The 25,713-nt window shown below is 67.9% G+C and carries 23 protein-coding genes and 1 tRNA gene; 9 read left to right on the plus strand and 15 right to left on the minus strand.

Annotated features, from left to right (window positions below; genetic code table 11):
• Positions 1-127: 127 nt before the first annotated feature.
• Positions 128-478 carry a chorismate mutase gene (locus Q0053_RS02255; RefSeq protein ID WP_298095435.1) on the plus strand — a complete coding sequence of 117 codons (351 nt, stop codon included), beginning with the start codon at positions 128-130 and terminating at the stop codon, positions 476-478.
• Positions 479-492: 14 nt separating this feature from the next.
• On the opposite strand, the gene Q0053_RS02260 is transcribed toward Q0053_RS02255, so the two are convergent.
• Positions 493-846, minus strand: a complete 354-nt coding sequence (locus tag Q0053_RS02260) for an Hpt domain-containing protein (RefSeq protein WP_298095438.1) — start codon at positions 844-846, stop codon at positions 493-495.
• A complete protein-coding gene (locus Q0053_RS02265; RefSeq protein ID WP_298095440.1) occupies positions 846-2,297 on the minus strand; it encodes an amino acid permease in 1,452 nt (483 codons plus the stop codon). Before Q0053_RS02265 ends, Q0053_RS02260 begins: the two co-directional genes overlap by 1 nt.
• Positions 2,298-2,498: 201 nt before the next feature.
• Here Q0053_RS02265 and Q0053_RS02270 point away from each other — a divergent pair.
• Together Q0053_RS02270 and Q0053_RS02275 are read left to right on the plus strand one after the other, a co-directional pair.
• Positions 2,499-2,574 (plus strand) — tRNA-Lys (locus tag Q0053_RS02270).
• A gap of 155 nt (positions 2,575-2,729) precedes the next feature.
• Positions 2,730-6,026: an amidohydrolase family protein gene (locus Q0053_RS02275; RefSeq protein WP_298095442.1), complete on the plus strand. Its 3,297-nt coding sequence runs from the start codon at positions 2,730-2,732 to the stop codon at positions 6,024-6,026.
• Positions 6,027-6,080: 54 nt separating this feature from the next.
• Here Q0053_RS02275 and Q0053_RS02280 read toward each other — a convergent pair whose 3' ends face one another.
• The 11 genes from Q0053_RS02280 to Q0053_RS02330 all read right to left on the minus strand — a co-directional run bounded on the left by Q0053_RS02280 (position 6,081) and on the right by Q0053_RS02330 (position 18,908).
• Positions 6,081-6,845 (minus strand): peptidase, encoded by a 765-nt coding sequence (locus Q0053_RS02280; RefSeq protein ID WP_298095444.1) that lies wholly within the window; start codon positions 6,843-6,845, stop codon positions 6,081-6,083.
• Positions 6,846-6,919: 74 nt separating this feature from the next.
• Complete coding sequence (locus Q0053_RS02285; RefSeq protein WP_298095446.1) at positions 6,920-7,747, minus strand: transglutaminase family protein; 828 nt, start codon at positions 7,745-7,747, stop codon at positions 6,920-6,922.
• A gap of 3 nt (positions 7,748-7,750) precedes the next feature.
• Positions 7,751-8,683, minus strand: a complete 933-nt coding sequence (locus Q0053_RS02290; RefSeq protein WP_298095449.1) for an alpha-E domain-containing protein — start codon at positions 8,681-8,683, stop codon at positions 7,751-7,753.
• Positions 8,683-10,095 carry a circularly permuted type 2 ATP-grasp protein gene (locus tag Q0053_RS02295; RefSeq protein WP_298095452.1) on the minus strand — a complete coding sequence of 471 codons (1,413 nt, stop codon included), beginning with the start codon at positions 10,093-10,095 and terminating at the stop codon, positions 8,683-8,685. The genes Q0053_RS02290 and Q0053_RS02295 overlap by 1 nt, the downstream gene beginning before the upstream one ends.
• A gap of 668 nt (positions 10,096-10,763) precedes the next feature.
• The gene (locus tag Q0053_RS02300) at positions 10,764-13,208 is read right to left on the minus strand and encodes a prolyl oligopeptidase family serine peptidase (RefSeq protein WP_298095454.1); all 2,445 of its coding nucleotides are present in this window, start codon (positions 13,206-13,208) and stop codon (positions 10,764-10,766) included.
• Between the two features lie 65 nt (positions 13,209-13,273).
• Positions 13,274-13,771, minus strand: a complete 498-nt coding sequence (locus tag Q0053_RS02305) for a hypothetical protein (RefSeq protein WP_298095456.1) — start codon at positions 13,769-13,771, stop codon at positions 13,274-13,276.
• A gap of 7 nt (positions 13,772-13,778) precedes the next feature.
• The gene (locus Q0053_RS02310) at positions 13,779-15,179 is read right to left on the minus strand and encodes an MBOAT family protein (RefSeq protein WP_298095458.1); all 1,401 of its coding nucleotides are present in this window, start codon (positions 15,177-15,179) and stop codon (positions 13,779-13,781) included.
• Positions 15,180-16,427, minus strand: a complete 1,248-nt coding sequence (locus Q0053_RS02315; protein WP_298095460.1) for a GDSL-type esterase/lipase family protein — start codon at positions 16,425-16,427, stop codon at positions 15,180-15,182.
• A gap of 2 nt (positions 16,428-16,429) precedes the next feature.
• Entirely contained in the window at positions 16,430-17,344 is a 915-nt protein-coding gene (locus tag Q0053_RS02320) for a DUF459 domain-containing protein (RefSeq protein ID WP_298095463.1), read from the minus strand.
• Between the two features lie 91 nt (positions 17,345-17,435).
• Entirely contained in the window at positions 17,436-17,864 is a 429-nt protein-coding gene (locus Q0053_RS02325) for a DUF2177 family protein (RefSeq protein ID WP_298095466.1), read from the minus strand.
• Positions 17,865-17,876: 12 nt separating this feature from the next.
• Positions 17,877-18,908 (minus strand): cyclopropane-fatty-acyl-phospholipid synthase family protein, encoded by a 1,032-nt coding sequence (locus Q0053_RS02330; RefSeq protein WP_298095468.1) that lies wholly within the window; start codon positions 18,906-18,908, stop codon positions 17,877-17,879.
• 115 nt (positions 18,909-19,023) lie between these two features.
• Here Q0053_RS02330 and Q0053_RS02335 point away from each other — a divergent pair, with 115 nt between their 5' ends.
• The 6 genes from Q0053_RS02335 to Q0053_RS02360 all read left to right on the plus strand — a co-directional run bounded on the left by Q0053_RS02335 (position 19,024) and on the right by Q0053_RS02360 (position 24,148).
• Complete coding sequence (locus Q0053_RS02335; RefSeq protein WP_298095470.1) at positions 19,024-20,394, plus strand: NAD(P)/FAD-dependent oxidoreductase; 1,371 nt, start codon at positions 19,024-19,026, stop codon at positions 20,392-20,394.
• A complete protein-coding gene (locus Q0053_RS02340; protein WP_298095471.1) occupies positions 20,391-21,233 on the plus strand; it encodes a DUF1365 domain-containing protein in 843 nt (280 codons plus the stop codon). Before Q0053_RS02335 ends, Q0053_RS02340 begins: the two co-directional genes overlap by 4 nt.
• A gap of 155 nt (positions 21,234-21,388) precedes the next feature.
• The gene (locus Q0053_RS02345; protein ID WP_298095474.1) at positions 21,389-22,093 is read left to right on the plus strand and encodes a CoA transferase subunit A; all 705 of its coding nucleotides are present in this window, start codon (positions 21,389-21,391) and stop codon (positions 22,091-22,093) included.
• Positions 22,094-22,128: 35 nt separating this feature from the next.
• A complete protein-coding gene (locus Q0053_RS02350; protein WP_298095477.1) occupies positions 22,129-22,503 on the plus strand; it encodes a four helix bundle protein in 375 nt (124 codons plus the stop codon).
• Positions 22,504-22,548: 45 nt separating this feature from the next.
• Entirely contained in the window at positions 22,549-23,199 is a 651-nt protein-coding gene (locus Q0053_RS02355) for a 3-oxoacid CoA-transferase subunit B (protein ID WP_298095480.1), read from the plus strand.
• A 103-nt stretch (positions 23,200-23,302) separates the two neighbouring features.
• The gene (locus Q0053_RS02360) at positions 23,303-24,148 is read left to right on the plus strand and encodes a hypothetical protein (RefSeq protein WP_298095483.1); all 846 of its coding nucleotides are present in this window, start codon (positions 23,303-23,305) and stop codon (positions 24,146-24,148) included.
• On the opposite strand, the gene Q0053_RS02365 is transcribed toward Q0053_RS02360, so the two are convergent.
• Complete coding sequence (locus Q0053_RS02365; RefSeq protein WP_298095485.1) at positions 24,149-24,766, minus strand: ABC-type transport auxiliary lipoprotein family protein; 618 nt, start codon at positions 24,764-24,766, stop codon at positions 24,149-24,151.
• On the minus strand, positions 24,763-25,701 hold the full coding sequence (locus tag Q0053_RS02370; RefSeq protein WP_298095488.1) for an MlaD family protein: 939 nt from the start codon (positions 25,699-25,701) through the stop codon (positions 24,763-24,765). Before Q0053_RS02370 ends, Q0053_RS02365 begins: the two co-directional genes overlap by 4 nt.
• Between the last annotated feature and the right edge of the window lie 12 nt (positions 25,702-25,713).

Below are 25,713 nucleotides of genomic sequence, written 5' to 3' on the forward strand. Positions count from 1 at the left end.
TCCGCTCATCCCCGCGAAAGCGGGGACCCAGTTCTGTCCATCCTGGCATCCGTGTGTCAGGACCTGGGTCGGTGGCCCCCGACAACGATCACATCACCCAAAGCACTGGGTCCCCGCTTTCGCGGGGATGAGCGGAGAGTTTGAGTTGAGCTCGCCCGAAACACTCACGATCGATCCGCGCACCGCGCCGGAAGACTGCGCCTCCATGGTGGAGGTGCGCCAGGGCGTGGACGCCCTCGACCGCGCCCTCGTCGCCCTGCTGGCCGAGCGCCAGCGCTATATGGACGCCGCCGCCCGTATCAAGCCGGACCGGTCGGTGGTGCATGACAACGCCCGCATCGAGGATGTCGTCGCCAAGGTGCTGGCAGCCGCCGGTCCTGCCGGCCTGTCGCCCGCCATCGCCGAGCCGGTGTGGCGGACCCTGATCGACCGCTGCATCGCGCATGAGTTCGAGACGTTCGACCGGACGCGCGGCTAGCGTCTGTCCCCGCCTCAGCCTTTCAGCGACCGCAGCATGAGCTCATGCCGATAGGCCGCCACATCGCCGAGGGCGATCTCCAGAGCGTCTGTGACGCGGCCCAGCAACGGCGGAGCCGTGGCCTTGTCGGCGGCCTCGGCCGACTGGCAGGCCGACGCCAGCGTGTCGGCGCCGATGCCGGCCGCCGCCCCCCGGATGGTGTGGACGGCGTCGCGCCAGCCGTCGTCGCGGACGTCCAGCAGCGGTGACCACATCGCCGCCTGCTGGGTGAACAGGTCCAGCACCTCCTCGGTGATGGCGTCGTCGCCGCCGGTCATCCGCTCCAGAACCGAGAAGTCGACCGCGCCGGACAGGTCACGTCGCGCCATCAGCCGGCGGTCTCCTCGCCCTTGGCCAGCCGGGAGTTCCAGGCGGACCAGGCGAAATAGATCACCAGGCCGGCGAGGTTCCAGTAGAGGAAATACAGCTGGGTCGAGGGCCGCAGGCTGAAGAAGAAGATCACGCAGCCGACAATGGTGATGCCCCCCACCAGCCACCACAGCGGTGCCTTGAAGACACGCGGGCGGTGCGGATCGCGGATGCGCAGCACGATCAGGCAGACACCGACCGCCGCGAAGGCCGCCAGCGTTCCGGCATTGGCCAGTGAGGCCAGCTCGTCCAGCCGCATGACGCCGGCGAGGCCCGCCACCACGATGGCGGTGAAGATGGTCACCACCGCCGGCACGCCGCGCGAGGACACCTTGGCCAGACGGCGCGGCAGCAGGCCGTCGCGGGCCATGCCGAGGAAGATACGGCTCTGGCCGAACAGGAAGGCCAGCAGCACGGTCGGCAGGGCGACCACGGCCGAGACCGCGATCCACTGCGCCGCCGTCCCCTGCCCCATCTCGCGCAGGATCAGGGCCAGGGGTTCGGGGCTTTCGGCAAAGCTGGCCACCGGGCGGGCCCCGATCGCGGCGGCGGCCACAACCAGATACAGGGCCGTGCAGACCACCATCGAGCCGACGATGCCGATGGCCAGGTCGCGCTCTGGCCGTTTGGTCTCCTCGGCGGCCGTCGAGATGGCGTCGAAGCCGTAGAAGGCGAAGAAGATGATCGCGGCCGCCGCCATGACCCCGGTCTGGACCACGGGCTGGCCGGTGATCTGCTCGGCGAACGGCAGGGCCGGGGCACCGAAGCCATTGGGCATGAAGGGGGTGAAGTTGGCGGCGTCGAAGGCCGGCAGGGCGATGGCCACAAAGGCGATCAGGGCGGCGATCTTGATGACCACGAGAATGGCGTTCAGCGTCGCGCTCTCGCGGGTGCCGAGCAGCAGAAGGCCCGTCACCACGGCGATGATGAAGACGGCCGGGAGATTGACCAGCCCGCCCTCGACATGCGGTCCCGCCGCCAGCATGGCCGGCAGCTCAACGCCCAGCCCGGCGAGGAATCCGGTCGCATAGCCCGACCAGCCCACCGCCACGGCCGAGACGACCAGCGAATACTCGAGGATCAGGCTCCAGCCGACGATCCAGGCGATCAGCTCGCCCAGCACGGCGTAGGAATAGGTATAGGCACTGCCCGCCGCCGGCATCATGGTCGAGAGCTCGGCATAGGCCAGGGCGGCGCAGGCGCAGACCAGCCCGGCCAGGGCGAAGCTGATCATCACCGCCGGACCGGCCAGGCCGGCGCCGACCCCGATCAGGGTCAGGATGCCGGTGCCGACGATCGCCCCGACGCCGAGCGCCATCAGATGCGGCCAGCCCAGCGTCTTCTTCAGCGCCGGCCCGTCGTGCGGGGCCAGCATGGCGTCAATCGAGCGCCGGCGGTTCCAGAAGGCCATGGTCGTTTCCCCCGTCGCCGCTCCCCGGCGGCTGATTCATCGGACCCTAGCCCGTCCTGCGACAAACCGAAACGGAACCCTGAATCTCCTTGCACGCGAGAGGCATTCCCCTTAGGAACGCCGCTCTCCGAAACCGGTCTTCTGACTGGCAAAGGGTGAGACGGCACGGGCCTTGCGTGGCATGCGCCGGACGAATGGTCCGGGTGATTAGCTCAGTTGGTAGAGCAGCTGACTCTTAATCAGCGGGTCGCAGGTTCGAACCCTGCATCACCCACCATCGTTCTCCGCCAGGGTCGCTGAGGCAGCGGTCCGGGGCGGGATGGTCCGGCCACTGGACTTCCGGCCCCCGACAATGTTCATCTCCCCCCGCCAAGGACGCGGCCGCTGACGGCGGCGAGAGACGTCCGCACCTGTCCCCGGGGATGACACACCATGAAGCGCGCTTTTCTGACCACGGTCGCCCTGCTGGCGCTCGCCTGTCCCGCCGGGGCCCAGACGCCCGCGCCGGTCGCCGGCGCCGATGCCGCACCGGCCGCCGCGCCTGCGGAGGCCTCGGCCGAAACGCCCAAATGGGATGTGCAGAATCCGCCCGGACCGTCGCGTGACATCTCGATCGACGTGACCCGCGGGACCTGGATGTCGCTGGACGTCAGCCCCGACGGCCAGACCATCGTCTTCGACCTGCTGGGCGACATCTATGTCATGCCGGTCTCTGGGGGTGAGGCGCGGGCCATCGCCTCGGGCGTGGCCTGGGACATGCAGCCGAAATGGTCGCCGGACGGCCGCCATATCGCCTTCACCTCGGACCGGGCCGGTGGCGACAACATCTGGATCATGGAGGCCGACGGCTCGAACCCGACGCAGGTGTCGCGGGAGAGCTTTCGCCTGCTGAACCAGCCGGAATGGTCGCCCGACGGCCAGTTCATCGTGGCGCGGAAGCATTTCACCTCGTCCCGCTCGCTGGGGGCCGGCGAGCTGTGGATGTACCACCGCTCGGGCGGCAACGGCGTGCAGATGACCGAGCGCCGGACGCAGCAGAAGGACACGGGCGAGCCCGCCTTCTCGCCGGACGGTCGCTATGTCTATTTCAGCGACGACGCCACGCCGGGCGCGACCTTCGAATACTCCAAGGACGTCAACGACCAGATCTACATCATCCGCCGTCTGGATCGCGAGACGGGCGAGATCGATCCCTATATCACCGGCCCCGGCGGCTCGATCCGTCCGACGCCGTCGCCTGACGGCAAGTCGATCGCCTTCATCCGCCGGGTTCGCTACCAGTCGACCCTCTATGTCATGGACATCGAGTCCGGGCGTGAGACGCCGGTCTTCTCGGGTCTCGACCGCGACCTGCAGGAGACCTGGGCGATCCACGGCGTCTATCCGGCGATCAGCTGGACCCCCGACAACCGCTCCATCGTCTTCTGGGCCGACGGCCGGATCCAGCGCGTCGAGGTGGGCACCCAGGCCGTCACGGACATCCCCTTCCACGTCGCCGACACCCGGCGGGTGCAGGACACGGTGCGCTTCCCCGTCGAGGTGGCACCCGACACCTTCGACGTCCGAATGATCCGCTGGGCCCGCCCCTCGCCGGACGGGACAAAGGTGGTGTTCGAGGCCCTCGGCACTCTGTGGATCCGGGACCTGCCGACCGGAACGGCACGCCGGCTGACGCGCCAGAACGACCATTTCGAGCTGTATCCCAACTGGTCCCGTGACGGCCGCTCCATCGTCTATACGACCTGGGACGACCAGGAATTCGGCTCGGTCCGCGTCGTGCCCGTCAGCGGCGGTGCGGGTCGCGTGGTGACCCCCAACCCCGGCCACTATATCGAGCCGACCTTCTCGCCGGACGGCCGGACCATCGTCTATCGCGCCGTCAGCGACGGCTTCCTGACCAGTGCCCTGTGGAGCCGCGACCCCGGCGTCTATCGCATCCCCACGGCCGGCGGTGCGCCGGTCTTCATGACCGACGACGGTTCCACGCCCCAATTTGGTGCCGACAATGACCGGGTCTTCCTGCAGGGCCGCGACGGCGACAAACAGACCCTGATCTCGGTCAATCTCGACGGCGAGGACGAACGAACCCACCTGACCTCGGAATGGGCCAGCGAGTTCGCTGTCTCGCCCGACGGGAACTGGATCGGCTGGACCGAGCGGTTCAACGCCTATGTCGCCCCCTTCGTCATGGCGGGCCGGCCTGTCGCCATCAGTGCGGAGGGCAAGTCCTTGCCGCAGGCCCGGGTCACCCGCGACGCCGGCGAATGGCTGAGCTGGTCAGGCGACTCGCAGCGGCTGCAATGGTCGCTGGGGCCGCAACTGTTCACCCGCGACCTGAACCAGGCCTTCACCTTCGTCGACGGTGCCCCCGACGAACTGCCCGCGCCCGACGAGGCCGGGATCAATCTCGGCTTCAGCGCCCAGGCGGACAGGCCCGAAGGCCGCATGGCCCTGACCGGGGCCCGGCTGATCACCATGAACGGCACCGAGGTCATCGAAAACGGGGTGGTCATCGTCAACGGCAACCGGATCGAGGCCATCGGTCCGGCTTCCAGCACCCCGGTGCCGGCCGGCGTCCCGGTCATGGACATGGCCGGCAAGACCATCATGCCCGGCCTGGTCGACGCCCACTGGCACGGCTCCATGGGGTCGGACGAGATCATCCCCGAACAGAGCTGGGTCGACTATGCCTCGCTGGCCTTCGGCGTGACCACGATCCACAACCCCTCGGCCGATACCAGCGAGATCTTCGCCCACAGCGAACTGGCCCGCACCGGCCGGATTATCGCGCCGCGCATCTTCTCGACCGGCACCATTCTCTACGGGGCCAGCACGGCCTTCACCGCCCAGGTCGATGACCTCGACGATGCCCTGTCGACCCTGCGGCGGATGCAGGCGGCCGGGGCCTGGAGCGTCAAGAGCTACAACCAGCCGCGGCGTGACCAGCGTCAGCAGATCATCGAGGCCGCGCGCCGGCTGCACATGATGGTCGTCCCCGAGGGTGGCTCGCTGTTCCAGCACAATATGTCGATGATCGTCGACGGCCACACCACGATCGAACACTCGATCCCGCTGGCCCGTCTTTATGACGACGTCCACCAGCTGTGGCGCCAGACGGGGGTGGCCTACAACCCGACCCTGGTCGTGGCCTATGGCGGCAGCTACGGCGAAAACTACTGGTACCAGGAGAGCGAGGTCTGGAACCATCCGATCCTTACGCAATACGTGCCGCGCCGCATCCTCGACTCCCGCGCCCGGCGGCCGGAGACCCTGCCCGACAATGAGTGGAACCACATCTCGATCGCCCGCGAGGCGACGCGGCTGTCCGAACAGGGCGTCAGCGTCCTGATCGGCGCCCATGGCCAGCGCGAGGGACTGGCGGCCCATTGGGAGCTGTGGAGCCTGGCCCAGGGCGGCATGGCCCCGATGGACGTGATCCGCGCCGGCACCCTGAACGGCGCACGCGCCCTGGGACTGGACCGGGACATCGGCTCCCTGGAGGTCGGCAAGCTGGCCGATATGGTGGTGATGGACCAGAACCCGCTGGAGAACATCCGCAACACCACCTCGATCGCCTTCACGATCGCCAACGGCCGCGTCTATGACTCCGGCATGAACGAGGTCGCGCCGCGCCAGCGGGCCCGCGCTCCCTTCTGGTTCGCCGAGGCCGGCGGCGAGGGCTGGGCGGCAGGGGCAACCGAGGTCGAGACCGACGGCCACGGCCACTGACGGACCGGAGACTGTGGCGTCCGGCGGGACCGTTCGCGGTTCCGCCGGTGCCCCTCAGCCCTCGACCACCGAGGGTCGGGGACGTTTCATCCAGGGCGGTTCGGGCATCGCCCGGCGCGCCGCGGCCTGGGCCTGGGTCCAGCGCAGGTGCAGGTCGGCGAAATAGGAGTCGTCCTCTTCGATGCGCCGCTGGTCGCCGCTGAAATAGTCCCGGCGAAGGGTCAGGACATCGAACGGTGCGCCCACACCGACGTTCGACCGCATCGTGGTCGAGAACGAGATCAGACCCAGTTTCACCGCCTCGGCCAGCGGCGTATCGAAGGCCAGACCGCTCTCGAGGATGGGCTTGCCGTATTTCAGTTCACCGATCTGGAGATAGGGCGTGTCACGGCCGCATTCGATGAAATTGCCCTGGCTGTAGATCAGGTACAGCGCCATCTGGCCGCCGTTGATCTGGCCGCCCAGCAGCATCGAGGCCGAGGTGTTCAGACTGTCCGCCTCAAGCGCCGGGGCGATCGACAGCCGCACGCTGCGCAGGGCGTGGCCCAGGATCTGGGCACACCGGAACAGGGTCGGTGCCGTCTCCAGTGTCTCGGCCGGCTCGCCGACGTTGAGATGGACGCCTTCCCGCGCCATGGCGAGGGCTGTCTGGGTGACGGAGAGATTGCCGGCCGTGCAGATGCCCAGCACCCGCTCGCCCGGACGATCGACGACATGCAGCTTGCGATAGGTCGAGATGCTGTCGACGCCCGCATTGGTGCGCGTGTCAGCGATCATCGCCAACCCGTCCTCCACCAGCATGCCCACGCAATAGGTCATGCGGCGCGCAATCCCCACTGCCCGTCCGTCATGACGTGCAGGCTAACAGATTCCCGCGACGGATAACCCATGGCCTATGCCTGCTGCTGTTCCTGTTGCATGTCGGCATCACGCACGTTCAGCCGCACCGCCAGCCGCTCGCCCCCGCCGCCGTAGCTGGCCCCGCGCACGGGGGCCGCACCGCGATAGTCGAGGCCGGCCGCGACCCTGACATGGCGGTCGGTGGCGCAGATGCCGTTGGCCGGATCGAAGCCGACCCAGCCCAGATCGGGAATCCAGGCCTCGGCCCAGGCGTGGGCGGCTTCCTGATCGTCCCTGCCGTCACGGCGCAGCAGATGGCCCGAAACATAGCGGGCCGGGGTGCCCATCTGCCGCGCGCAGGCGATGAAGACATGGGCATGGTCCTGGCAGACGCCGCGCCCCAGGGCCAGGACCTCGGCCGCCGTATGGGTGGGGGTGGTGACCCCGACCTCGAATGCCACCGAGCCGTGGATGCCGGCCATCAGGCGGTGCAGCCGCTCCAGCGGCGGATGGGCCGAGAACTCCGAGGCGAAGACCCCGATCAGCTTGTCGCGCCGCGTCAGGGCGGTGTCGCGCAGGAAGACCAGAGGTGACAGCGTCTCCTGCCCCGCCGGAACGACCCCGGCGGTGTCCGTGGTCACCACCTCGCCCGAGACCCGCACCGTCAGGCTCTGGGTCGGTTGTTCGGTGTAGAGGGTGTGGACGATGTTGCCGAACGCGTCCTCGGACCGGTGCAGCCGCGCGTCGACGTCCGTCTCGACCCGCCAGTTGCGGACCTGCTGGGCCTCGGAAGAGCGGGGCGTCAGTCTCAGAGTCTGGATGATGAAACGCGCCGCCCGGTCGTAGGCATAGGTGGTCGCGTGGTCGATACTGATGCGCACGGATCAGCTCAGATACTGGTCATGGATGGCCTGGCCCAGCCGGCCATTCTCGGCGAGGAAGGCCTGGATGTATTCGTGCAGCCCGGACTGGAAGATGTCCTCCATGCGCGAACTGTCGAACGCCCGCATCCGCTCGGCGGCCAGCCGCTGCGCCGGGCCGCGTCGGCCATAGTCATTGGCCAGCCGTTCCAGATAGCGCACGATCGAGGCCTGGCAGCTGGCCAGCGAGCGCGGCATCTGCCGGTTCAGCACCAGCAGGTCGGCCACCAGCCAGGGCTTGACGCTGTCGCGATAGACCCAGCGATAGGCGGTCAGGGCCGAGACCTCACGCAGCAGGGTGGTCCACTGGAAATAGTCCAGCTGCCCGCCGACCCGTTCCCCCTCGGGCAGCAGCAGATGATATTTCACATCCAGCAGCCGGGCGGTGTTGTCGGCCCGCTCGATGGCTGCGCCCAGCCGCAGGAAATAGTAGCCGTCGTTGCGCAGCATGGTCCGGCTGGTCGCACCCTCGACGGACAGGGTGACGGTCTTCACCCACTCCAGAAAGCGCGCGAACTCGTCACGCCGGGTCGGCTGGCCCTGTTCCTCCAGCCCGTTCCAGGCCCCGTTGATCGCCTCCCAAAGCTCGACCGTCAGGGCGGTGCGGACCGAGCGCGCATTGGTCCGGGCGCGGGTGATACAGGCGGTGATGGACGAGGCGTTGTCGGGCGCGAAAGCCAGATACTCCCGCACCGACTTTTCGGTCGGCGACCGGCCGAGGGCCTTGGGTGCGCCGGCCGAGGCCAGGGCGCTGGCCCAGACCGTCTCGGCATCGCCGTCGCCGCGCGTCGGAATGGCGGCAAGGCGCAAGGTCGCCTCAAGGATGCGGGCGAGAAAGTCTGCCCGCTCGATATAGCGGCCGGTCCAGTACAGGCTGTCTGCGGTTCTGGAGAGCATCAGACGTCCAGCACCCAGGTGTCCTTGGTGCCGCCGCCCTGGCTGGAGTTGACCACCAGCGAGCCAGGCTTCAGCGCCACGCGGGTCAGGCCGCCGGGCGCGACCCTGACCCCTTCGGGGCTCGACAGGACGAACGGCCGCAGATCGACGTGACGGCCGTGCAGCTCGCCCTTGTCCAGCGTCGGCGCGGTCGACAGATCGAGCGTCGGCTGGGCGATGAAGTCGTCGGGATCGTTGATCAGCTTCTTGCGGAAGGCCTCGATCTCGGCCCTGGTCGCGGCCGGTCCCACCAGCATGCCGTAGCCGCCCGATCCGCCGACCTCCTTGACCACCAGCTGGTCCAGTTTCGACAGCACCTCCTTCAGCGCCTCCGGCTCGCGGCAGCGCCAGGTCGGGACGTTCTTCAGGATCGGCTCCTCGCCGGTGAAGAAGCGGATGATCTCGGGCATGTAGGTATAGACGGCCTTGTCGTCGGCGACGCCGGTGCCGACCGCATTGGCCAGGGTCACCGTGCCGGCCTGATAGGCGGTCATCAGACCCGGAACGCCGAGGCTGGAGTCCGGCCGGAAGGTCAGGGGGTCGAGGAAGTCGTCGTCGATCCGCCGATAGATCACATCGACCTGCTGACGGCCCTGGGTCGTGCGCATGAAGACCTTGCCGTCGTCGACGAACAGGTCGCGCCCCTCGACCAGATCGACGCCCAGTTTGTCGGCCAGGAAGGAGTGTTCGTAATAGGCCGAGTTGAACGGCCCGGGCGTCAGGACGACGATGGTCGGATCCGCCCCCGCCGCCTCGGGTGCCGACCCGCGCAGGCTGGCCAGCAGCATGTCGGTATAGGTCTCGACCGGCCGCACCGGATAGTCGGCGAACAGGTCGGGGAACAACCGCATCATCATCTCGCGGTTCTCCAGCATGTAGGAGACCCCGGAGGGGGTGCGGCAGTTGTCCTCCAGCACGTAGAAGCCGTCCTCGCCGGTCCGCACCAGATCGACGCCGGCGATATGCACCCAGACCCCGCGCGGGGGCCGTCGGCCCTGCATCTCGGGCACATAGTGGGGATTGGTCAGGATCAGCTCGGCCGGGACGATGCCGGCCTTCAGGCATTCCTGGGCGCCATAGACGTCGGCCAGGAACAGGTTGATCGCCCGGACCCGCTGCGTCAGCCCGGCCTCAAGCCCGGCCCATTCAGAGGCACCGATGATGCGGGGAACCACATCGAACGGGATCAGCCGCTCGCTTGACTCGGCATCGCCATAGACGGCGAAGGTGATCCCCATGCGGCGGAAGAACAGCTCCGCCTGACGCGACCGCGCCTGCAGCAGGCCGTCGGGGGCGTCGGCCAGCCAGCGCGCAAGTCCGCGATAGCTGTCGCGGACTCCCCCGCCGTCACCGGACATTTCGTCGAAGGCCATGCTGCTCCCGTTGCAACGTTCTTGCAGCGTGGCCCGACAAACGGGGCTGGCGCAACAGGAATGTTGCGCCGCCCCGAGGGTTCAGTGGCTGCGCAACAGCCTGACCGGACCGTCGTGGTTCGACCGGGGGAAGCGCGCGCCTTGTCATCCCCGACGGAGCGAAGCGGCGATCGGGGACGGACCGCCGCCCCTCTTTGGCCACGCCCGGACAGCCCCCTTGGGCTGAGCCGGGCGACAGCCTGCGGACACCCGGACAGGCGGGACGGAGGCTGAACGCCCCTGCCAGACGTCATACATTTGCGTGACCGCCACCCGGCTCCCGGCTCAGCCCTGCGGGCTGTCCGGGAGGGGTCAGGGGGGGATGCGCGCCGTCCCCGATCTCCGCTTCGCTCCGTCGGGGATGACAAGTTGGGTCCATCAAGTCAGTTGGTGGGTAGGTCCTGAGCGACGGCAGTCCCGACCGCACTCAAACGCCCCGGAATCGGTCCGGCCATATGCCGCAAGCGTGTTTACGGCTGAGGCCCTGCATTGTTCGAAGGTCTCGAAACATCCGATCTCCACGGAGTGCGTGAGATTTCCAGCATTGGGATATACCCAGCCGGTCCACTGGTCCGGTTGACCACAACCGGCCATGCTCAGTAGCAAAATGGCCGTAGTGGCGCGCACCCTCAGTCAGCCGTCCGCGGCCCGGCGTTCTTGAGATACCGGTCCAGCCAGCGGGTCATCTCCCACTGGGTGTGGCCGACCGACTCCCGCGCGCGGTAGCCGTGGGCCTCGAGCGGCAGGACGACGTAGCGGACATTGGCACCATTGCCCTTGAGCGCGGCATAGAACCGCTCTGACTGGACCGGGAAGGTACCGGAGTTGTCGTCGGCCTCGCCGTGGATCAGCAGGATCGGCTCATTGACCCGGTTGGCGAAGGTGAAGGGCGACATTTCCGTATAGGTGTCGCCTGCCTCCCAGTAGGTGCGCTGCTCGGCCTGGAAGCCGAACGGGGTCAGGGTGCGGTTGTAGGCACCCGACCGGGCGATGCCGGTGCGGAAAAGGTCGGTGTGGGCCAGAAGATTGGCGGTCATGAAGGCCCCGTAGCTGTGCCCGCCGACGGCGATGCGGTCGCGGTCGGCGACGCCCATGCCGACAACCGCCTCAACCGCCGCCTCGGCGCTGGCGGTCAGCTGCTGGATATAGGTGTCGTTGGGCTCGGCCCCGTTGACGCCGACGATGGGCATCGACGGGTCGTCCAGCACGGCATAGCCCTGGGTCAGCAGGAACAGGTGGCTGATGCCGCCCGGCCGGGTGAAGCGATTGGCGGTGTCGACCACCTGACCCGCCACGGCGGCGTCGGTGAACTCGGCCGGATAGGCCCACATGACCAGCGGCAGCGGCCCGTCGCGGTCCTTGTCGTAGCCGGCCGGCAGATACAGCGTCCCGGACAGCTGCACCCCGTCGGCGCGGGTGTAGCTGATCAGCTGCTTCGTCACCCCGGCCATCTGTGGGGCCGGATCCGGGAAGCTGGTCAGCGGCGTCGCATCGGCGTCCAGATCACGGACAAAGAGGTTGGGCGGATCGTTGCGGGTCTCCCGCCGCGTCACCAAGCGGCGACCGTCCTCATCGAGGATGCCGACGACACTCTCATAGACCCCGTCCGCCGAGGTCCATATCCGCTCCATCAGGCCGGTGACCAGGTCCATGCTCGACAGGAAGGGATACTCCCCCGCCCGCGTCGCCCCGGCACCGGTCATGAGCACACGGGTGCGGTCGGCGGTGAACCGCATGACCGGGAAGCCGCTGGCATTGGGTTCGGTCACCGGGGAGCCCGGATCGTTGTAGCGGTCCTGATAGTTCCGCTCCAGCAGGACGCGTTCCTGTCCGGGGTTCGACGGATCGACCAGATAGCGGGTCTCGCGCCGGCTGTTGAACTGTCGGCTGACGACCAGGGCCGTATCGGCATCGCCCCAGACCATGCCGGCGAAGCGGTCCTTCAGATCGATCAGCGGGGTCGGTGCAGAGTCGAACGGGGCTTCGAGGGTGAACACCCGGTCGCGCACCTCGGCCGGGGTGCGGGGATCGCCGCCGTCCTGGGCCTCGACCCAGACCAGGGTCGAAGGCGCGTCGGCCCGCCACTGGGCCGAGCGCGGGCCCGGTGCCACGGAGTCGAACGGCGTCGGGATGTTGTCGCGCAGCGGCAGGTCGGCGACCCGGTGCACGACCACGCCCTCCATATCCGTCACCAGAACATCGGCCGGGAACAGGGCTGCGGGGACGACATAGCTGTAGGGCCTGCGCACCCGGGTTTGCAGGACATAGCGACCGTCCGGCGAGACGCCCGACGCCAGATAGACGGCCGGCACCCCCAGCGTGCGCGCCTGCCCGGCCAGCGGGACCAGGGTCAGCTGTGAGGTGAAATAGTATTCGAACAGGGCTTCGTCCCCGGCGTTCGACAGCAGGTCCTGATAGGTGCGGGCGGGGGCCGTGCGGCCGAAGCTTTCCTCGACGATCGGGCCTTCAGGCGGACGGCTGACGTCCGGGGCCGGGCCACGCCCCTGCGGCGTCATCCGGACGACCAGACCCGAACTGTCCGGCAGCCAGTCGAAGGCCCCGCCGCTGGCCGCATTGACCCGGGCGTCCGTCAGCTTGCGCGCGCTGCCGCTGGCCACGTCCACGACCCACAGCTCCAGCCCGGTCGGCGCATCCATCAGCAGGGCGACCGAGCGGCCGTCCGGCGACCAGCCGGGTGAGAGGAAGCGGGAATTGGCCGGCAGGCTGACCGCCTGCGCGGGTCCGCCTGCGACGGGTTGGAAGCTGAGGCCTGTCAGCCAGGTCACCCGGCTGTTGGCCTGGCCGTTGTTGCGCGGATTGATCCGGTAGCCGGCCAGCCGCAGCATCGGCTCGGCCATTTCGGCGATGGGCGGCAGGTTGGCGCGCTCGAACAGGGCCAGCATCGTCCGGTCGGGCGACAGGCTGGGCGTCGGGGTCGGGCGGGTGTCGAGAATCTCGGCGATCGGGGCCGGCGGCTGCTGATAGGTCCGGCCCTCCTGCGCCAGCACGGGGCCGGCCAGGGCGGCCAGCAGCACAAAGGCGGGCAGGGCCCGGCCGAGCAGACGATGACGCATGATGAACTCCCCAAACGACCGGCCCCGACGGGCTGCGGCACGCTAGGGTCCGGGCAAGGCTCCGGTCAAGGCGCGGGCGGCGCCGGTTCCTGACCTGTGAAGCGCATTTCGCGCGCCGCCATCCAGGCCTCGCGCACGCCCTGCCGCGGCATGTCGACCCCGAAGACCGCCAATTGTCCGACCCAGACGCCGGATATCTGCTGGACCGTGCCCTGCAGCCAGGACGGGGCCTGCTGCCGCGACCAGTTCAGGGGCGAGACGGCGTTGAACACGAGCAGGAAGGCCGCACTGACCAGGATCGTGCGGCCGGCCCAACGGCGATCGCGGGCGGCGAGGCCGTCGTCGTCCAGCGGTGGGGCGGGTGGAAAGGCGAACCGTCCCAGCGCCACCAGACGGTTCTCACGGGTCGGCAGGTCATGGGCTTCGGCAGGCTGGTTCCCGTCGCTGCAAGGATCGCGCGCGCCGGACGGCAGACCGTCGTCCAGCGGCGGAAAGGGCGATTCCGGCCGGTAGACCTGAAACGGCTCCAGGGGGATTTCAGGGGGATCGCGTTCGTCGGTCATCGCCGCCTCAGAACTGGAAATAGATGAAGGGGGCCACGCCTTCGGGACGGACGGCCTCGACCAGCAGGATGGCCGCCCCGATCAGCAGACCCAGGGTCACCGACGGTGCCGCCTTCAGCCGCTCGGCCACGCCCTCGATGGCGCGCGGCGGCAGCCAGTGCATGGCCAGGCCGCCCACGATCAGGGTCAGCAGCAAGGGCGTCAGCGCCGTCACCGGCCCGACCCGGCCCAGCCCCTGCAGCATGGCCATGGCCAGTTCGAAATTCTCGGCGCGGAACAGGATCCAGCCGAGGCAGACGATATGGAAGGTGACCAGCACCCCGATCACCGTCGGCACCACCTTGCGGTCGCCGAAGGCCGCCCGGCCCAGCCGCTCGATGACCTGCACCCCGCCGTGCAAGGCCCCCCAGGCGAGGAAGGTCCAGGCCGCCCCGTGCCAGAGCCCGCCCAGGACCATGGTGATGAAGACGTTGACGCAGGACGAGACCAGCCCCTTCCGTCCGCCACCCAGCGGCACATAGAGATAGTCCCGCAGCCAGCTGGACAGGCTGATATGCCAGCGCCGCCAGAAGCTCTGCAGCGAAGACGCGCGGTACGGCTGGTCGAAATTGCGCGGGAAGGAATAGCCCAGCAGGGCGGCCAGGCCGATGGCCATGTCCGAATAGGCCGAGAAGTCGCAATAAATCTGGACCGCATAGCCATAGGTCGCCGCGGCGATGTCGAACCCGGAATAGGCAGACGGGTCGAAGAACACCGGATCGACCAGGTTCACCGACAGTTCCGACGCGATCACCGTCTTCTTGAACAGGCCCCAGACGATCAGCAGCAGACCATAGGTCGCCATCTCCCGCGTGAGCCGCGGGACCCGGTCGAACTGCGGCAGCAAATCCGAGGCCCGCACGATCGGCCCGGCCACCAGATGCGGGAAGAAGCTCATCAACAGCATGACGTCGAGCAGGCTCTTCGCCGGGGGCGTCTTGCCGCGATGGACGTCCACGACATAGCTGATGCCCTGGAAGGTGAAGAAGGAGATCCCGACCGGCAGGACGATCTGCAGCAGCGGCAGGTCCCGCTCCCAGCCGAACCGCATGAGCAGGTCACCGGCCTGTTCGATGAAGAAGCCGTAGTATTTGAAGAAGCCGAGGATCAGCAGATTGGCCGCGACCCCGAGGCCGACCAGCGAGGCCTTCTTCGCCCCCGGCTGCCGTGCGATCAGCGCGCCGACGCCCCAGTTCAGCACCGCCGAGGCGATCAGCAGGGCGACGAAGCGCCAGTCCCACTGGGCATAGAAGAACCAGCTGGCCAGCAGCAGGAACAGTTTGCGACGCCCGTTCTCGCGATCCAGCGACCAGGCGGTGAAATAGACGAACAGGAAGAAGACGCCGAAGGCGAGCGTGGGGAAGAGCATCTATTCGCCCCCCCTGCGCCGCGCCGCCCAGGCCTCATAGGCGGTCATCAGATCGGCATGGAGCATGCCGCCGATCCAGTCAGCGCCGGCAGAACTGAAATGCACCCGGTCGCGCAACATCAAGGGCTCGCCTCGTGTCGCAAGCCGATCCGCCGAACAGTCTCCGCCCATCCGTCCGTGCCAGTCCCAGAACGCCACACCCATGTCGGCCGAGACCCTGTGTTGCACGTCGCGCACCAGCGCCAGCGACGGCGGAGGGCTGCGTCCCCCATCAGCGCTGCAGCCGTTGATGACGCCGTTCCGCAGGGCGTCCGGCGCGCCCAGGATCATCAGGGAAGCCTCCGGCGCCAGCCGCCGCAGCCGCGTGATCTGCCCGCGCAGCAGCGCCTCATAGTCCTTCGGGTCCAGCCTGTCGTCGAACCCCTCATTGGTTCCGAAGGCCAGCACGATCAGCGCCGGCTGCCAGGCCGCAAGCTCCCGCGCCACCACGGCCTGATCGCGCGAGGCCAGATCCCGGAGCGTCGCGCCGACCACGCCGAGGTTGGAGAGCTCGACCCCCGGGCGACTGAGGGTCAGGCGCAGGTCGTCCAGTGACACGACCCCGTCCATGGCCTCGAGCACCATTTGCCGGTGGTCCGATTTGGCGATCAGGGTCGTGCAGGCCCCGTCAACAAGGTCGACGGTCCAGATCTCGCCATCCGCCGTGACCTGCAACCGGCCGGGTCCCTCCCCGCACAGGCCGATGCGCAAGGGCGCGGGCGAAGGGCGGTCACTTCGAACGGTCAGGCTCCCGCCCGGCTGGACGGTGATCGCCTGCACCCCGGTCAGCCCCACCCCCGCCCGGACATAGCCGGTGTTGCCGACCAGCGGCGCAAGGGTGGCGATCCAGCCTTCCGTCGTGACCTCAACTCCCGTCGGCGAATAGCCGGCATAGGGAATGCCGGGCGGAAGGACACCGCGGCCGCCATCGCCAAAACGCCCCTGCAGCGCTGCCCGCAGCTTGCCGGTGATCCGGTCGCCTGCGGTGTGGCTGTCGCCGATCTGGAGGATGTGAACGGGGGCGTGACCCGGACCGGCTTGCGCCTCCGACAGGGCTTCGAACACGCCGTTGAGCGCCTCGGGATGACACAGGCCGTCAGGACAGACCGAAAGGCCCGGTGCCGGGATGTCCGCCGGTCCATAGGGCACCTGCGCGGCCGCACCGGACGCCAGGGCAGCCGCGACGAGGACCCCGGCGAGCCGTTTCATGCTCAGGCAGCGGGCTCTGCGGGCGGCGGGGTAGCGGGACCCGGTGCCGGCGCGCGGTCCAGTCCGGCGTCGCGCCTGATCATCGCCGCGACCGGGGCACTCATCCGCAGATAGCCGGCCATCGACATATGGATGCCGTCGCCGGCGCGCATCAGAACACGGCGTCCGCCCGCCGTCGGGAGATAGGCCTCATAGTCACCGTCGTCGTTCGAGGTCAGGCCCACGGTCTGGATGTAGGGCACGCCCAGCGCCCGCATCCGCGCCTCGACCACGCCGTTGATCAGCATCATCTGCTCATCAAGGCTGTCCCGCTTCATTCGGGGCAGACCGACCCAGTAGACCGCGATACCACGGCCTCGCAGCAGGGCGACCAGATCGTCAATCCGACGGCCATAGGCGGCCTTCCAGCCGTCGGTGCCGAACCGGTGAATGTCGTCGCCGGTGTCGATACCCTGGGCGTCGTTGGTGCCGAACAGCAGGACCGCCACATCGACCGGATGCTCATCCAGCTGCGCCTGGGTTCTGGCTTGAATGTTCACATAGTCATAGCGGGTGAGCCCGGTCGACACCTGCGAGAATTTGCTCACCTTCAGGTTCGGCTCATCCTGCAGCTCGCGGTACAGGCCCGCGTACAGGCCATCGGCCATGGAGTCCCCGAACACGCCGATGCGCAGTGGCCCGTCGGCCAGCCGGGCGCTCAGAGGGACCACGGGGGCGGTGGCTGGAACAGGCACGGTGGCGGTCGCAGCGGCGGCCGGCACTGCGACGGATGTCGGCAAGGGCGCGGAGGCCGCTGCCCTGTCGCCCAGCAGGATCGTCGGATGGCGCAGCCACGCACGGCCGTCCGGCGTCAACGCCAGTCCGGCCAGGACACCGATCAGGAAGATCGCCGTCAAAGCGTTGATGCCAGCGCGCAAAACGATCCCCGACTGAACCTTGAACCGTCTGATCCTTTAACCGATCACCGCAGCGCCGCCACCTCGTGCCCGCCTCGCGGGAAGAAAAAGGTTAACCCCGCGCGGTTCGGCCGGACCGGCGCTCGGCCCACCGTGCGCTGAAATAGCCGCCCAGCGCCGAGACGCTCGTCAGGGTCGTGCCCCATGCCAGATCAATCAGGGTCAGGTGGAGGGACCAGACCTTGAGCGTCGCCTGGTTGGTCAGGTCGTAGGTGGCATAGGCCACGAAGCCGAGCACCGCACCGTTGATCGCCGCCCGCTGCCAGGCCCCCTGACGCAGCGCCGGTGCGATGGCGAGGAAAACGGTCCCGAAGATGGAGATCAGGTAGAAGGCAACCGCCGCCTGCATATCCGGCTTGTCGGCCAGGATCGGGCCCAGCACCGGCCGGTAGAGCCGGTCGGTCATATTGGTCAGCCAGACCGCGTCGATGGCGGCAAAGGTCAGGCCCGCGCCGAGGTAGGCCGCGATATATTTGAACATGAAGTCAGGTCCTTACGCTGGTTTCAGGAGATAATGGCTGACCGCCCAGGTGTTGCCGCCGTCATTGCCGAACAGACCCGCCGTGGCCAGGTAGAACCGCCGCCAGCGCCGCCGCCACAGCGCCGCATCCGGGCCGTAGGTCTCGCGCATCAGCTCCATCACCCGATCGCCGTTGGCGTCCATATTGGCCAGCCAGTGGTCCGCCGTGCGCTGGTAGTTGACGCCGCTCCAGGTCCATTCCCGCTCGACCCCGAACAGGTCCGGGAACTGACGTATCAGGCCACGGCTGGGCATGACGCCCCCGGTGAAGAAATGCTGGGCGATGAAGTCACCGCTGTCGGTGTGGTCGAACCGGTAGGGGGCGTCGCGGTGGGTGAAGATGTGGATGAACATCCGCCCGTCGGGCTTCAGCCAGCCCCGGGCACGCGTCAGCAGGGCCCGCCAATTGGCCATGTGTTCGAACATCTCGACCGAGACAATGCGGTCGAAACCGTCTCCTTCAGCCGGGCTGAAGTCGTTCATGTCGCAGGTGATCACGGTCAGATTGGTCAGGCCGCGGGCCTTCGCCTGGGCCTCGATATGACCGCGCTGGCCGTGGCTGTTCGATACGGCCGTGATCGTCGCGTTCGGATAACGCTCGGCCATCCACAGGCTCAGGGAGCCCCAGCCACAGCCCAGCTCCAGCACCCGCTGTCCGTCGGCAAGCCCCGCATGTTCGCAGGTCTCGGCCAGCGCCGCCTCCTCGGCCTGATCCAGCGAGGTATCGGCGGCCGGATAGAGGCAGCAGGAGTACTTCAGGCGCTTGCCCAGACAGATCTCGAAGAACTCCGGGGGCAGTTCATAGTGCTGGGCATTGGCCGCCGCCGTATGCTCGGCGATCGCGCGTTGCGCCATGTCACGGGCGAAGACGGCCTCGTCATGCGGCGCCTCGCGGTCCAGCCGCCGGCGTGCCTCGCTGACCAGGCTGTCGATCGCCGGACGGGTGATGAAGTCCGGAAACGGCGCATCCTGCAGGCGACGTATGGCGACGTTGGCGAGAGACATGGACGCTCCTGGCAGGTCTTGGAATAATACATCTACGTCAGGGCCCGGCATCCGGATGAACGGCATCCACCGGGCTGATTCGACCGTATGTTATCGGACAGTAGTTGGAGTCGGCATGTCCCCTCATCTCGTCGCGGAGACGCCCCCCTCGCCCCCGGGCCGCCGGATCGCCGTGGTCGGCTCGGGCATCTCCGGGCTGTCGTGCGCCTGGCTGCTGTCACAGGCGCATGATGTCACCCTGTTCGAGGCCGACGACCGCCTCGGTGGTCACTCCAGCACGGTCGATGCCCCGTCGCCGGACCAGCCGGTGGCCGTCGACACCGGCTTCATCGTCTACAATGAGGCCAACTATCCCAATCTGACCGCCCTGTTCGCGCATCTGGACGTGCCCACCAAGCCGGCCATGATGTCCTTTGCCGTATCGATCGATGACGGAGCCTTTGAGTATTGCAGCCAGGGGATCGGTGCCCTGTTTGCCCAGAAGCGCAACTATGCCAGCCCGCGGTTCTGGCGGATGATCGCCGATCTCCTGCGGTTCCAGAAACAGGCGCCCCGCGATCTGGCGGAGCTGGAACGGACGGGTGAGACCCTGCACGCCTATCTGGCGCGTCGCGGATACGGGACCCTGTTCCGGGACGCCCATCTGCTGCCCCAGGCCGCCGCCATCTGGTCCTGCACAATGGGACAGATGGCCGACTATCCGGCGGCCTCCTTTGTCCGCTTCTACATGAACCACAACCTTCTCACCCTCGATCTGAGGCCGACCTGGCGGACGGTGCATGGTGGCAGCCGATCCTATGTGACCCGGCTGGTCGAGGCCTTCCGCGGACAGGTCGTCACCAATGCCGGGATCACCGGCGTCCTGCGCGGGCTCGACGGTGCGGCCCTGCGGTTCGCGGACGGGCGGCTGGAGCGGTTCGACGCCGTGGTCCTGGCCACCCATTCCGATCAGGCCCTCGCCCTGCTGGAAGCACCGTCGGCGGACGACCGCCGCCTTCTGGGCGCCATCGGCTACCGGGCCAATCACGTCATCCTGCATCGCGACGTCACCCTGATGCCCAAGCGGCGCAAGGCCTGGGCCGCCTGGACCCACAAGGGCTACTCGGCCCGCGCGGGCGAAGGCGGCGTGACCTACTGGATGAATGAACTCCAGTCCCTGCCCGGCCCGCCGCTGTTCGTCAGCCTGAACCCGGCCCGGGACCCGGATCCGGCCCTGGTGATCGGCGAATGGGACTATGAGCACCCGGTGTTCGACAGCGCCGCCGTCGCCGCCCAAACAGAGCTATGGTCGCTTCAGGGCCGGCGCAATGTCTGGTTCGCAGGGGCCTGGTTCGGCTCGGGCTTCCACGAGGACGGAATCCAGGCCGGGCTGGCTGTTGCCGAACAGCTGGGCGGCGTGCGCAGGCCATGGACCGTCGAAAACGAGAGTGGCCGGATTCACCTGCGCCCGTCCGCTGACCCGGACCGGCTGACCGAGGCGGCGTGAAAGCGTCTCCGGCCAACACCGCCGCCTCGGCCCTCTATGTCGGCGAGGTCGTGCATCAGCGGTCGCGCACCTTTGACCACCGCCTGCGCTATCGTGTCTGGATGGTGCTGGTCGACCTTGACGCGCTGGACGGCCTCCAGTCCCGCCTGCGTCTGCTCGGTCGCGGGCGGTTCGGGTTGATCACCCTGCGCGCCACCGACCATGGCGACCGCTCGGACCGGCCCCTGCGCGCCCAGGTCGAGGGTCATCTGGCAGAGGCCGGGATCGACATCGCCGGCGGGCCGATACGCCTGCTGACCATGCCGCGTATCCTCGGCTACGGCTTCAACCCGATCAGCGTCTTCTTCTGCCACACGCCGGACGGGGCCCTGGCCGCCCTGCTCTATGAGGTCACCAACACCTTCCATGAGCGCCACAGCTATCTCGTCGCCGTGCCTTCTCCGCCCCCTCCCGGAGGAGGGAGACCGCCGGAGGCGGTGGAGGGGGCTGGTCCCGCACTGATCCGCCAGACGGTGGACAAGCAGCTGTTCGTCTCGCCCTTCATGGACCGCGACCTGACCTATGACTTCACCGTCCGCCCGCCGGGCGAAGCGGTCTCCGTCGTGGTCGCCGTCCGGCGGGGTGAGACCCCGATCCTGACGGCCAGCTTCACCGGTCAACGCCGCCCCCTGACGGACGGCCAGTTGCTTCGCGCCTTCCTGACCCACCCCCTGCTGACCTGGAAGGTCACCTGGGGCATCCACTGGGAGGCGGCGAAGATGATGTTCAAGGGCGCGCGTTACCGTCACCGCGGCGCGCCGCCGGAGCAGCCTGTGACGGAGGGCTCCGTCCGATCCTGACGCAACAGGACGCCATCCCGGGACCCTGCAAAGCCGCGCGCAGCGGCAGCTCCGGTCCGGCTTTTTCGCGGTCCGCCTTGCCGGTGTCGCATCCCCACGGTAGGGACGGACGAGCGCTGCCGATATTCATCGGGCGGTGAAAATTTGAGGAAGCGATGCGAAAGATCTTCCCCGACGCGAAGGCCGCGCTGGAGGGCCTGACCTTCGACGGCATGACCGTGATGTCCGGCGGATTCGGCCTTTGCGGCATCCCCGAACACCTGATCGCCGCCCTGCGCGACAGTGGAGCCAGGGACCTGACGGTCATCTCCAACAATGCCGGCGTCGACGGCTTCGGCCTCGGCCAGCTGCTTGAGACCCGCCAGATCGCCAAGATGATCTCGTCCTACGTCGGCGAGAACAAGGAGTTCGAGCGTCAGTATCTGGCCGGCGAGCTGCAGCTGGAGTTCAATCCCCAGGGCACCCTGGCCGAGCGCATCCGCGCCGGCGGCGCGGGCATTCCCGCCTTCTTCACCGCCACCGGCGTCGGCACCCTGGTGGCCGAAGGCAAGGAAGTCCGCAATTTCAACGGCCGCGACTATGTCATGGAGACCGGCCTCGTCGCCGACCTGGCGATCGTCAAGGCCTGGAAGGCCGACGGCCGCGGCAATCTCCAGTTCCGCAAGACCGCCCGCAATTTCAACCCGATGATGGCCACGGCCGGCAAGGTCACCGTCGTCGAGGTCGAGCACATCGTCCCGACCGGCGCGATGGACCCCGACCAGATCCACACCCCCGGCATCTATGTCGACCGCATCGTCCTGACCGTGCCCGAGAAACGCATCGAACAACGCACCGTTCGTCAGAGGGAGAGCGCCTGATCAGGGTGTGGGGTGTGGGGTGTGGGGTGTAGGGTTTGAACAGGCCGCTTTCGTCCTACCGCGAGCTGACTGTCTGGCGCGACGGGATCGCGCTTGTGAAGACCTGCTACCTCATCACGCGGACATTCCCGAAGGATGAATTGTTCGGCCTGACCGCCCAGATCCGACGTTCTGCCGTGTCTGTCCCGGCCAATGTCGCCGAGGGATACGGGCGAGGCACCCGCAAGGACTATGTAAGGCATCTTTTGATCGCGCAGGGATCGTTGAAGGAGTTGGAGACACACTTGATCATCGCTGCCGAAGTCGACTTGGCAGCGAAAACTGACATCGAACCGGTGCTCGGCCGCTGCGATCAACTGGGCCGCGGCCTCGGTGCCCTCATCCGCTCACTGCGCGCCAAGACCGATTGATCACCCCCACACCCACACCCCATCCCCCACACCCGGATCACCCCCATGCCCCGTACCCGCGAACAACTCGCCGCCCGCGCTGCCCGCGAGCTGCAGGACGGCTTCTACGTCAACCTCGGCATCGGCATTCCGACGCTGGTCGCCAACTACATTCCGCACGGGATGGAGGTCACCCTCCAGTCCGAAAACGGCATGCTGGGGATGGGCCCCTTCCCCTATGAGGACGAGGTCGACGCCGACCTGATCAACGCCGGCAAACAGACCATCACCGAGATCGCCGAGAGCAGCTATTTCAGCTCCTCCGACAGTTTCGCCATGATCCGCGGCGGCCACATCAACCTGTCCATTCTCGGCGCCATGGAAGTGGCCGAGAACGGCGACATCGCCAACTGGATGATCCCCGGCAAGCTGGTGAAGGGCATGGGCGGGGCCATGGACCTGGTCGCCGGCGTCAAGCGCGTCGTGGTCGTCATGGATCACGCCAACAAACACGGCCAGTCCAAGGTGCTGAAATCCTGCACCCTGCCCCTGACCGGGACCGGCGTGGTCAGCCGTATCATCACCGACCTGTGCGTCTTCGACGTCAAGCCGGACGGCTCGGGTCTGGAGCTGATCGAACTGGCCGAGGGCGTCACCCTCGAAGAGGTCGCGAGCAAGACAGAGGCGACCTATACGATCGCGCCTGACCTCGGCTGACCGTCGCCATACAACCGGGACAACCTGTACCGTTGCCGCCGGGCCAAAGTCGTAGTCATAGTCTTTCCACCGGTCGCAGAACCGGAGGGGTGGAGTATGGGTGATGGCAGACGGGGCCTATCGCTGGCAGGGCAACTGGCCCGGGCCTGACGCAGCGCGTGTCGCAGAGATCGACGCGGCCTGGGACGAGTCCCGGGTCGAGGTCTTCGCTGAATCCACCCGGGCCGCCACCGTGGAGCGCATCGGACGCGCCCTCGCCGCCGCCCGCACCGGCGACCCGGCCGGCGCGGCGGCTCCGCTCAGCCAGGCCCGTTCCGTGCTGGAGGGTCTCGACCCGGCGGCGCTGGAGCCGCGCCGCGGGCTGGCGGGCCTGTTCAAGGGTCGTGGTGCCCGGCTGAAGGGTTTCCGCGAAGCCTGGACCCGGGCCGCCGCCGGCCTTGCAGAGACCACCGGAGACCTTTCGGGACGGGTCGAGGGTGCGGATCAACGGTCCGGCGTCCTCGACAAGGCCTGGGTCGAGATCCGGGAGGCGCTCGCCGACCTCGACGCCCATCTTGCCGCCGCCTCGGCCCGGCTCGCGGGTCACGCGCCCGGTGAAGGCGACGCCCCGCATCCGCTGGTCGTCCGAAAGGCCGCCCTGGAGGCGTGTCGCGCCGCGGCCCTGCAGTCCCTGCCGCTGATCCGCAGTGCCCAGAATGCCGATGCCCGCAGCGCAGAGACGCTGAAGGCCTGCGCCGAAGGCCTGACGGTCTGGCGTGACGACTGGAAGGAGGCCCTGGGCCTTTCGGGCAAACGGCCGAAATCCGTCCGGCCCGATGGCGAACGCATGAGCCGCGTCCGCAATGACCTCAGGACCCGCATCGACCGGGCACTCACCGAACTGACCGTTTCGAAAAGCCGCCGCGCCGAAGTCGAGGCCCGGATGGAAGCGCTGCTGCGGTCCCTCTAGTCAGCCGGCGCTGGCATCGGTCCAGGCCACGATCCGGGTGTTCAGGTCCCGCGTTGCGATGTCGAAGGCCTCAACGATGGCGGACACACGGTTGGCCGTCGCAGGCTGTTCGATGGTGAACACCTGTTCGGCTGCCACGGTCCGGTCCGGCAGGGCCAGAAGCCGGGCGCGGGCGGTGACCACGATGGTCGGTGCGCGGCCCGGTGCCTCGTAGCGGGCTTCAAAGGAACGGACGTCGATATCAAGCGACCGCCGGGCCCGGATGAGCTCACGCGGACCGATCAGGCGCACCCGCGTCGCCTGGGCCGTAAAGGCGTTTTCGAGACTCGCCATATAGAGGTCCGCCGCCGGCGACACCCAGCGCGCGCCGGCGATATAGGCGGTCTCTGTGCCCGTGACGCCCAACAGCCTGTCGCCCTCAACGGCCTGCGGAAACTCAACGCGACGCAGGGTGACCTCTGTCGGACTGGCGACCGACAGGGCCGCTGAAGCCGCCGGTGCCGCTTCGCCGAAGCGATAGCTTTGCACCGGTTCGGGCGTCGCCAGCAGGGCACAGGCCGAAAGGGCCATCGCGGCCAGGGTCACCGCAATCGGGCGGATCAATGAGATGCGGTTCACGGCTGGACCTCCATTTCCTTGGTCGGCGCGCGGCCGATAAAGTCGCGCGGACGGGTCCGGACCTCCTCGACCAGCCCCTCCAGCGACCGGGTCGCCTCCTCCAGCGCCTGGATCGATTGCTGAAGCTGGGGAAGACCGGTGGTGGCGAACTCGTCCATCGGGCCCTCGACATTGGAGGCGGTGCGATTGATCGAGGCCATCGCCGCTCTCGCCTCCTCGGCCGCAGCGTTGATATTCGCCACAGCCTCGCGTCCGTCACTCTCGATGATCCGGCGCGCGCTGACCGCCAGCGCCTCATATTCGGCCACCGCGGAGTTGGCCTTGATCAGCGCCTGCTCCAGCTGCTCCAGCACGCCCTTGTGGGCCTCCAGCTCATTGGTCAGGGATTCAAAATTCTTCAGGCTGGTGGAGAAGGACCGGATGTTCTCGTCCGAGAGCACCCGGTTGATCCGGTCCAGCGCATCAACGGTCTGGGCCAGGACGGTGCCGGAACCGGTGAGCAGTTCCGCAATCGGCGAAGGCTGGCTCTGGATGACCGGCACGGCATTGTCCGGATACCGGGTCTTGAGCACGGCGCTCTCGGGATTGCCGGCTGTGATCTGGATGTAGTTCAGTCCGGTGATGCCCTGCGGCTCCAGCTGGGCGCGCGAGGTGACGCGCACCGGCGTGGTCGCATCAACGCGGATCCGGGCGATGACCTGGTCGCCCTTTTCGGGGTCCAGGTTCAGGTCCGTGACCTCGCCCACGCGGATGCCGTTGAAATGCACCTCTCCGCCTTCCGAAAGGCCGCGGACGGGGCCGTAGAAGACGATGTCATAGACGTCATAGTCATTGTTGAATGACAGGCGGGCCAGCCACATGGCGAACACCACCGCCGCCGCCAGAAGGGCGATGGTGGCAATGCCGACAGCGGCGTAGTGGGCGTCTCGTTCCATCTCGTCCGCTCT

The sequence above is a fragment of the Brevundimonas sp. genome, assembly GCF_027487935.1.
Classification (GTDB): Bacteria; Pseudomonadota; Alphaproteobacteria; order Caulobacterales; family Caulobacteraceae; genus Brevundimonas.